Source organism: Sphingomonas sp. JC676 (assembly GCF_014489075.1).
In the GTDB taxonomy this organism is placed as follows: Bacteria; Pseudomonadota; Alphaproteobacteria; order Sphingomonadales; family Sphingomonadaceae; genus Sphingomonas.
The window spans coordinates 1-1,743 of record NZ_JACTGR010000021.1 but is presented as its reverse complement, the minus strand read 5'-3'; the positions used below and the strand labels follow the sequence as shown (position 1 = coordinate 1,743).

Genomic DNA, 1,743 nt, shown 5'->3' with positions numbered 1-1,743 from the left:
ACTCCTCATTTGCAGATATACCCTTGGCCGCGCCCCTGCTTGCAGACAAGCCAAGCGCCCGCCGATGAGCGCCGAAGGTGGAAGCGCAGCTCGCTATTTTCGGGCAGGTCCATGTGTGCGACGTAGCGAATAGTGAGGGTCCCGCCTGGAGCACGCCCTCGAAGAACTTTCGAAATCTTCAGATCGGCCGTCATTATGCTGGACATGCCGAACTCATCGAGCGCCTCGTATTCTCGAGCGGTCACATACCCCATCACGACCAAGTCATCGCGCCTGATATGAGAATCCTGTTGCATCGCCTGTAACGATGCTGGCGGCGACAAAATCGAGACCAAAGCAAGGGGGAGGATGATCTTCATAGCTGACAGTGTAGCTGCGCCCGGCATGTCCGCAACTGATGCCATGGACGGCTCTCCACCACCGCGGAGTCGATCTAATCTGCTCTGCTCGAATGGAGGAGAAGTGCCATGGCGAACGTACATGTGGTCGGATTGGACATCGCGAAGTCGGTCTTCCAGCTGCACGGGCTGGATGAAGCCGGCACCATCGTTTTGCAGAAGCGGCTGACCCGAGCGCGGTTGCTGCCGTTCTTCGAGAAGCTATCGCCTTGTCTGGTCGGGATCGAGGCCTGCGCGACATCGCACTATTGGGCTCGCGAGATCGCCAGATTTGGCCATCAGGTGAGGCTGATGCCTGCCCAATACGTGAAACCCTATGTGAAGCGGCAGAAGAACGACATGGCCGATGCCGAGGCGATCGCCGAGGCCGTCACGAGGCCGAACATGCGTTTCGTAGCGCCGAAGGCACCGGAGGAGCAGAGCGCGATGATGCTGCATAAGGTGCGGCTGATGCTCAACCGTCAGCTGGTGATGCTCACCAATGCCATTCGTGCGCACATGGCGGAGTTCGGGATCGTCGCACCGGTTGGTCGCGGTGGCGTCGATCGGCTGCTCCAGGTCATCGAGGATGAGGCCGATGCGCGTGTCCCTTCCGCAGCGCGTCAGTGTCTGCAGATGCTCGTTGGGCAGCTGCACCTGGTGAAGCGGCAGATCCTCGAGAACGATCGCCAGGTCCTCGCCCTGACCCGGTCGAGCGAGCTTGGCCGGCGTCTCATGGAAGTGCCCGGCATCGGGCCGCTGGTGGCATCGGCACTGGTAGCATGCGTGCCAGATCCGTCGGTCTTTCGGTGCGGTCGCAACATGGCAGCGTGGATGGGCTTGGTCCCGCGACAGAACTCCTCCGGCGGCAAGGAGCGGCTGGGGTCGATCACCAAAGCCGGCAATCGCTATCTGCGGCAGATGCTGTTCGCCGGCGCCATGGCGGTAATCCGGCGCGCGATGCAGAGCACGCGCCGCACCTGGATCGTCCGCTTGCTCGAGCGTCGCAAGCCTAAGGTTGCCGCCATCGCATTGGCCAACAAGAACGCTCGCATCGCATGGGCCATGATGATGAGTGGTGATCGCTATCGCGAGCCGATGGCGATCGCTGCATGAGACCGCGCGGCTGAAGGGGCTGCGCTTCGAGGTTGGAAAGGGCAGAGGAGCTATTGCACGAAAGCCGGTCGACACCGCCGGATCAGACCACCCTACAACGCCCCAGCACTCCAAAGTGCGAGCAACTGATCAGGGATCAGATCCGCGGAAGGCATTATGGCCAGCGGCAACGACAGCCGCAACAAAGGCCGGACACATGGCCGCACCGACCACCAAGTGCATCCGCTCACCAAACCCTTGCCAACGGAGA

Annotated in this window: 2 protein-coding genes; one reads left to right on the top strand and one right to left on the bottom strand. The window is 61.4% G+C overall.

Translation table 11 applies throughout. From position 1 onward, the window contains the following. Positions 1-5: 5 nt before the first annotated feature. Positions 6-404 (bottom strand): hypothetical protein, encoded by a 399-nt coding sequence (locus tag IAG41_RS22820; protein ID WP_187731006.1) that lies wholly within the window; start codon positions 402-404, stop codon positions 6-8. A gap of 63 nt (positions 405-467) precedes the next feature. On the opposite strand from IAG41_RS22820, the gene IAG41_RS22815 reads away from it, so the two are divergent. Continuing rightward, positions 468-1,493, top strand: coding sequence for an IS110 family transposase (locus IAG41_RS22815; protein WP_187731005.1), 1,026 nt, complete (start codon positions 468-470; stop codon positions 1,491-1,493). Positions 1,494-1,743 lie beyond the last annotated feature (250 nt).

Coding starts and splice junctions, on each gene's coding strand:
- IAG41_RS22820 (WP_187731006.1), bottom strand. CDS start 404: ATGGCATCAGTTGCGGACATGCCGGGCGCAGCTACACTGTCAGCTATG.
- IAG41_RS22815 (WP_187731005.1), top strand. CDS start 468: ATGGCGAACGTACATGTGGTCGGATTGGACATCGCGAAGTCGGTCTTC.